General features: G+C 33.0%; 8 protein-coding genes and 1 tRNA gene. 6 read left to right on the top strand and 3 right to left on the bottom strand.

Translation table 11 applies throughout. The features are described from left to right. From F555_RS0104455 to F555_RS0104435, 6 genes are all read left to right on the top strand, one after another. A partial coding sequence (locus F555_RS0104455) for a F420-dependent methylenetetrahydromethanopterin dehydrogenase (RefSeq protein WP_018153901.1) occupies nucleotides 1-357 on the top strand: 357 nt, incomplete at its 5' end. A 275-nt stretch (nucleotides 358-632) separates the two neighbouring features. Further along, the gene (locus F555_RS0104450; RefSeq protein ID WP_018154016.1) at nucleotides 633-1364 is read left to right on the top strand and encodes an acyl-CoA dehydratase activase; all 732 of its coding nucleotides are present in this window, start codon (nucleotides 633-635) and stop codon (nucleotides 1362-1364) included. 205 nt (nucleotides 1365-1569) lie between these two features. Beyond that, complete coding sequence (locus F555_RS0104445) at nucleotides 1570-2691, top strand: double-cubane-cluster-containing anaerobic reductase (RefSeq protein ID WP_018154015.1); 1122 nt, start codon at nucleotides 1570-1572, stop codon at nucleotides 2689-2691. Between the two features lie 55 nt (nucleotides 2692-2746). Continuing rightward, nucleotides 2747-2884 (top strand): hypothetical protein, encoded by a 138-nt coding sequence (locus F555_RS09585; protein WP_018154014.1) that lies wholly within the window; start codon nucleotides 2747-2749, stop codon nucleotides 2882-2884. A gap of 7 nt (nucleotides 2885-2891) precedes the next feature. Then, nucleotides 2892-3464 carry a phosphate ABC transporter substrate-binding protein gene (locus F555_RS09060; RefSeq protein ID WP_018154013.1) on the top strand — a complete coding sequence of 191 codons (573 nt, stop codon included), beginning with the start codon at nucleotides 2892-2894 and terminating at the stop codon, nucleotides 3462-3464. Nucleotides 3465-3576: 112 nt separating this feature from the next. Next, on the top strand, nucleotides 3577-4245 hold the full coding sequence (locus tag F555_RS0104435; protein ID WP_018154012.1) for a diphthine--ammonia ligase: 669 nt from the start codon (nucleotides 3577-3579) through the stop codon (nucleotides 4243-4245). A 116-nt stretch (nucleotides 4246-4361) separates the two neighbouring features. On the opposite strand, the gene F555_RS09220 is transcribed toward F555_RS0104435, so the two are convergent. The 3 genes from F555_RS09220 to F555_RS0104420 all read right to left on the bottom strand — a co-directional run bounded on the left by F555_RS09220 (nucleotide 4362) and on the right by F555_RS0104420 (nucleotide 7473). Further along, entirely contained in the window at nucleotides 4362-5423 is a 1062-nt protein-coding gene (locus F555_RS09220) for a LamG-like jellyroll fold domain-containing protein (RefSeq protein WP_018154011.1), read from the bottom strand. 375 nt (nucleotides 5424-5798) lie between these two features. Then, nucleotides 5799-5875, bottom strand: a tRNA-Val gene (locus F555_RS0104425). A 71-nt stretch (nucleotides 5876-5946) separates the two neighbouring features. After that, nucleotides 5947-7473 (bottom strand): acetyl-CoA carboxylase biotin carboxylase subunit, encoded by a 1527-nt coding sequence (locus F555_RS0104420; protein ID WP_018154010.1) that lies wholly within the window; start codon nucleotides 7471-7473, stop codon nucleotides 5947-5949. Nucleotides 7474-7501: the final 28 nt, after the last annotated feature.

Below are 7501 nucleotides of genomic sequence, written 5' to 3'. Positions count from 1 at the left end.
ATGATTAATGCTGTTAAGGAAGAAAAAGAAATTGAATTACCAAAAATAGTTATCAACGAGCAAAAAGCTGTTGAAGCTATGGAATTTACCAACCCTTACGCAAAGGCAAAGGCAATGGCCGCATTTGTTATGGCTGAAAAAGTTGGAGATGTTGACGTTAAAGGATGCTTCATGACAAAAGAGATGGAAAAATACATCCCAATTGTAGCATCTGCCCATGAAATGATAAGATATGCTGCTAAATTAGTGGATGAAGCAAGAGAGTTAGAAAAATCAACAGATGGTGTAAGTAGAAAACCACACCATCCAGAAGGACAAATATTAAGTAAAAAAGAGTTAATGGAAAAACCAGAATAATTTCTTTTAGTTTTTGACTTATTTTTAGTATATTTTATTTAATCGGAGCGAACGAAGTGAGCGAAGAGCTACAAAAACCGTTAGGTTTTTGTTTAATCTCTTTTTATTTCTTTTTTTTCGTTCTACCAGTTATTCGATAATTTATATAATATTATATTCAATTAAACTTAAATTAAATTTTATTTAAAAAATTCATTAAAATGGTAGAACTGATTAAATATAATATAGCATACTATCACATAAAATTGCAGAACGACTATATTTATGGTGAGATTGTGATTTTGGGAATAGATATCGGTTCAACAACTACAAAAATGGTTTTAATGGACGATAAAAACATAGTTGATTATATTGTAAGAAATATCGGGGTTATCGTGGAAGAAGAGGATGTTTTAAAAATGGTTGAGGAATTCAATGAAAAATACGATATAGATAAAATAGTTGCCACAGGATATGGGAGGCATAAAATATCCTTTGCAGATAAAATAGTTCCAGAAGTTATAGCCTTAGGAAAAGGGGCAAATTACTTTTTTAAAGAAGCTGAAGGAGTTATAGATATTGGTGGGCAGGATAGCAAGGTTATAAAGATGGACCACGATGGAAATGTGATTGATTTCATACTTTCAGACAAATGTGCCGCTGGAACTGGTAAATTTTTAGAAAAATGTATTGATATACTTAAAATAGACGACGATTTAAACAAATATAAATCAGATGATATTGCAAAAATCTCGTCCATGTGTGCAGTCTTTGCAGAAAGTGAGATAATATCTTTGTTATCTAAAAAAACACCAAAAGAGGATATTTTAATGGGTGTTTATGAGAGCATATCCAATAGGATTGTTCCGATGGCAAACAAGATGAAGATGAATAATATAGTTTTTAGTGGAGGGGTTGCCAAAAATTCTGTTTTGATAGAGGTTTTAGAAAATAAGTTAAATAAAAAATTACTGGTTCCAGAAGAACCCCAAATAGTATGCTGTGTTGGAGCTTGTTTGATGATTTAATTATATTTAACCATTGAATGAAAAGGAAAAAGAAGGAAAAACACATTAAAATTTATTTATTTTTTTATTAACCGTATTGTCATTAAAAAATCTAATAAAAACATTTATATTTTATAAATAACGGTATATAAATTAGTTTTTAAGTATAATTAATCAGAATATTAAAAAATCTAATAACAAAGTGCTTATTAAGTATGGTGAAACGATGAGTGACCTGAACGCTATAAATGAATTAAACGAAGCATTTGCAAATAGAAAAGACCAGCTCTACAAACAAAAAGAAGAAGGAAGAAAAGTATTTGGTCTTTTTTGCTCATTTGTGCCAACTGAATTAATTTTAGCCGCCAATGGAATCCCTGTAGGATTATGCGGAGGTAAAGACACAACAATTCCTGCTGCAGAAGAGGATTTACCAAGAAATATCTGCCCGTTAATAAAATCATCCTATGGATTCAAAAAAACAAAATCCTGTCCATACTTTGAAGCTGCAGATGTTGTTATTGGAGAAACCACCTGTGATGGAAAAAAGAAAATGTTCGAGCTCATGGAAAAAATGGTTCCAATGCATATAATGCAACTACCACACTTCAGAGATGAAAGATCAGCTAAACTTTGGTTAAACGAAGTTGAAGATCTTAAAAAAATGATTGAAGAAACCACAGGAAACGAAATTACCGAAGAAAAACTTAAGGAAGCAATAGACAAAGTAAATGAAATGAGAAAATTACTCTACAAGACCTATGAACTAAGGGCTAAAACACCAACACCAATTAAAGGTACCGAAGCATTAAAATTATTCCAATTGGCATACTTACTCGATATCGATACTTTAATACCTATCTTTGAGAAGTTGGTAAAAGAGTTGGAAGAAAAAGTTGAGAAAGGGGAAGGTTACGAAGGAAAAAGAATTTTGATATCTGGCTGCCCAATGGTTGCAGGTAACACAAAAATTGTTGATTTAATAGAGGAAGTTGGCGGAGTTGTTGTAGGCGAAGAAAGCTGTACTGGAACAAGACAGTTTGAAAACTTAGTTGAAGGCTACGATTTAGAAAAATTGGCTGAAAGATACTTTAAAATACCATGTGCATGTGTATTCAAAAACGATGATAGAATTAAAAGAATAAAAGAGCTCGTAAAAGAGCAGAACGCCGATGGTGTAGTTTACTACACATTACAATACTGCCACACATTTAACGTGGAAGGGGCAAGAGTTGAAGAAGAACTTAAAAAAGAAGGTATTCCAATCATTAGGATTGAAACCGATTATTCAGAAAACGATAAGGAACAGTTAAAAACAAGATTAGAAGCATTTATTGAAATGATTTAATTCTCTTTATTTTATTTTTTTATCATATTTTTTATTTTACAAAAAAGGCGATATTGTGAAAAAAATTAGTGTATTTACCGGAATATTAATTGTATGTTCCATGCTACTTCTAAGTGGTTGTGTGGGAACATCAGCTGACCAGAATGCCGATAATAACAAAATAACAATAAGTATGGCTGGAGGGACTGGTTGATATAGGAATGGCTGGAAGGGATTTAAAATCCGAAGAAAAGGAAAAATATCCTGATTTAATTGTTTATAAAATCGGCATTGACGGTGTGGCAATTGTAGTCAATCCGTCAAATCCATTAAACGATTTATCAAAAGATCAGTTAAAAAAGATATTTGCAGGGGAAATTACTAACTGGAAGGATGTCGGAGGAAATGATGCTCCAATAAATATATACACAAGGGATGAAATGAGTGGAACAAGAGATACTTTTTGGAAACAGGCTCTTGATAAGGGAACTATTACCGATAAATCTGTTGTAGTTGCATCAAATGGGGAAATGAAAACAAAAATTTCCACAGATGAAAATGGAATTGGTTATATATCTATAGGATATGTGGATAAATCAGTTAAAGCCATTAAACTGGATGGAATAGAACCAAGTCAAGAAAATGTCAAAAAAGGTATCTATACAGTATATCGACCTTTGAATTTAATAACCAATGGGGAACCAGATGGAATTGTTAAAGAATACATTAACTATATATTAAGCCCTGATGGTCAAAAAATCGTTAAAGATAAAGGATTTCTACCTGTAAGATAAGTATTTTCTTTTTTATATTTTAATTATTATATATTGTTAACATATCTATTTTAAAAATATATTATATCATATCCATATTATGATTTTTTATTTCTTTTTATAAGGTGAAACTGTGAAAATAGCTTCATTATATTCTGGTGGTAAAGATTCTGCCTATGCACTTCTATGGGCTTTAAATCAAGGTTGGGATGTTGAATATATTGTTAATGTAGTTTCAAAGAACAAAGAAAGCTATATGTTCCATATCCCAAATGTGGAACTAACCGATTTAGTTTCTGAAAGTGCAGGAATTCCAATGGTTAAAGTAATTACAAAAGGAGAAAAAGAAAAAGAGATATTGGATTTGAAAAAAGCCTTAGAAAAATTAGATATTGACGGGGTTGTAAGCGGAGCTCTGGCAAGTGAGTACCAGAGAACAAGGATAGATCACATCTGTGAAGAAATTGGTATAAAATCCTTTGCCCCACTTTGGCATAAAGATCAGGAGTTAATATTGCGAGATTCTTCAAAATTCTTTGATTTTAGAGTTGTAAGTGTGGCAGCTTACGGTTTAGGTAAAGAATGGTTAGGCAAGAGAATCACCGAAGAAAATATAGAAAAACTCCTTAAAATAATGGAAAAATATAGGATAAATAGAGCATTTGAAGGCGGAGAAGCTGAAACCTTCGTATTTGATGCCCCATTCTTTAGAGAAAAAATTGAAGTTTTAGATTATGAAGTAATTTGGGATGGATTAAGTGGATTTTACATAGTTAAGGATGCTCAGTTGGTTCCCAAATAATACATTAAACTATTTTGTTTATATTTCTTTAAAAAAATAATATTTAGATTACTTAATGAAATCCAAGGCTTTCATAAGTCAACAAATCTCTTTTTCTCAAAAGAGATTGTTTCGATTTAAGTTATGCCATTTTTAACAACTATATTTCCATACTGTCCAGCCAATGTTACATTGTTGGTAGTTTTAGCATAATCTGCCAAGATCTCTTCATCAGTTAATGCCCTATCGTATATCTTCAAGTCATCCATAATTCCATTGAAATAACTGTAATTGTAATAACTACCTGCCCAGGTTACATTTACAGCAGGATCTAAATTCCCTGCGATATTGTATGTTGCATTCAGAGCTCCGTCTATGTATATTTTCATAGATGCTCCATCATAAGTGGCAGCTATTTGAACCCAGCTATCAACAGGAATTGTTTTTTCAGTTGTAAGATTATAAACTACTCCATCAATAGGAAGTGTAAACAGTACGGTATCAATGGAGTAATCTGTACCATTATAATTTGGATCTACTATTCCCAAGTATCTATTATTATGGCCGTTCAATATTATACACTGAGTATAGTTGTACCTTGTATCGGGGTTTTCTGGTTTTAAAGACTCCCCACTCCAATTTATCCAAACTAAGTATGTAACTTCATTAGTTGTATTAACCACCTTTGAAGTGTTGGAGGTAGTAGTATTTCCATCATATTTTACACCGTATCCATACCTACCAGCGGTCCAAGTTGTGTTGTACAAATTTAAGTTGTTCTCATTCCCCGATAGATCGTAGGCTATATCACCACTACCTTCTTCAAATGGAAGCCATAGCTTTAAGGTATTATCAAATGGAGCCAGTTGAACATATATTGTAATATTGTTTAAAGGTGTTAAATATATATTCTGAGGAGTGAATTTTTTGTATTGATTGTTGGCAAAAGCCGACCATTTGGAGATATCCTCTACTACTGTACCATTATTTTTAACATTTAAAGATATGTATCCATTTCCACTTTGGGCGTTGATTATTTCCAAATTTTCTTTCGAACTATACCACATTAATCTGTAGTGGTCGTCCTTCTTATCCATCCAATTATTCAAATTAGAATCTACAGATTCATATAAAATAGAAACCGATAGTAACAACACAACTGAAAGTACAGTTATGCCAAAAACCTCTGCAAATCCCATAGGCCTCACTGTTCTGTTTTTAAAAATTATCATTAAATATTCTATTGTTATAATTTTAATACTTTTTATGTATATAATTATATTTAAATATAAAAATATTAATTCATAAAAAATGTTGATCCAAAATATTACTAAAAACAGCTAAAATATGCCATAATAGACAATATAATGAGCCCTAAAAAAAGAATGGTGGGTTCGGGGAGATTCCCACACAAAACTTTAAAAAAGTTTTGATACAAAATACATGCGCTCCTTTTAGAAAAAATGGTGGGTTCGTAGAAATCAGAACCCAACCTTTAGAAAAGGTTGGATCCAAATGTCAACTAAAAATAACTAAAATATGTAAATAGACAATATATAAATCCTAAAAAAGAATGGTGGGTTCGGGGAGATTCGAACTCCCGACCACCGCCGTGTCAGGGCGGTATCATAGCCATCTAGACCACGAACCCAATGTTTGTTTCCTATCTAAAAATAAATAAAGTAGTATATATAGTTTTCGATTTGATTTATTAGCACACAACTAGTCCATGTCATCGTTGGAGTATTTCTTATCATATTTTGCATTGTTACGACTTGCAAGACTTGTAATGTATGCGTTCAATCCACCAGCTAAAGCTACAATTTTTTTATCATCGTGGAATATCTTATCGCTAAATCTCTTTTCTTCATCCCTAGCTTCTACAGCATATTTAAGTATAGCTTTTTTTAAGAGCTCGGAGTGGTCTTCCACATAGTGCGTGGAAATATTACCTTTAATAAAATTCTCTTCTTCCATTACTGCCCTATGGAATGGAATGTTTGTAACAATACCTAATATGATGTATTCAGATAACGCCCTTCTCATTCTAGCAATAGCTTCTTCCCTATCCCTACCATATGTTATAAGTTTAGCCACAAGTGAGTCGTAGTACGGCGGAATTTCAGCCCCTCCAAAGACACCACTATCGATCCTTACACCTGGACCTCCCGGAGATCTGTAGTGTTTTATTTTGCCAGGTGATGGTACAAAATCATTTATAGCATCCTCGGCGTTTATCCTACACTCTATAGCATGACCTCTAAATTCTATATCTTCCTGTTTAAATGGAAGTTTTTCTCCAGCTGCTATTTTTATTTGTTCTTTTACAATATCTACTCCGGTTATTATCTCAGTAATTGGATGTTCAACTTGAACCCTTGTGTTCATCTCCAAGAAGTAGAACTCACCTTTGCTATATAAGAATTCAACAGTTCCCACGCTGTAGTAGTTGATAGCTCTTGCAGCCGTTACTGCAGCTTCACCCATTTTTTTCCTTAACTCTTCAGTCATTATTGGTGAAGGAGCCTCTTCTATTAGCTTTTGATGTCTTCTTTGAACTGAACATTCCCTGTCTCCTAGGTGAACTATATTACCGTATTTGTCTGCTACAATCTGGATTTCTATATGTCTTGGTTTTTCCAGATATTTTTCAATAAATATCGTTGAATCTCCAAATGCACTTTTTGCTATTGATCTAGTTGAGTCTATGGTGTCTATTAACTCTTCTTTGTTGTAGGCTACACTCATTCCCATACCTCCACCACCGGCGGAGGCTTTTATAATAACTGGGTAACCAATTTCTTCTGCAACTTCAACAGCTTCTTCGACGGTTTCTATAGGTTCCTCCCTTCCAGGTAAAACAGGAACTCCTGCCTTTTTCATAGTTCTTTTTGCATTTATCTTACTACCCATTAACTCTATGGCTTCCACTGGAGGGCCTATAAATTCAATTCCTCTTTTTTTACATTCTTCAGCAAATTTTGAATTTTCTGATAAAAATCCATAACCAGGATGTATAGCATCTACACCGGTTTTTTCAGCAACTTTTAAGATTCTCTCAATGTTTAAGTAACTCTTTAAAGCTGGAGGCTCCCCTATAGAATAGCATTCATCTGCGAGGGTAGTATATAGGGAATGCTCGTCAGCTTCAGAATAAACTGCCACGGTTTTTATACCGAGCTCTTTACAGGCCCTGATAATTCTAACCGCGATCTCTCCCCTATTGGCTATCAACACTTTCTCGAACATATTTTCCCTCTTAAATTAAATAAAAATT

This window comes from Methanothermococcus thermolithotrophicus DSM 2095 (genome assembly GCF_000376965.1).
Lineage (GTDB): Archaea > AGJL01 > Methanococci > Methanococcales > Methanococcaceae > Methanothermococcus > Methanothermococcus thermolithotrophicus.
This window is presented reverse-complemented; position numbering and strand designations above follow the sequence as displayed.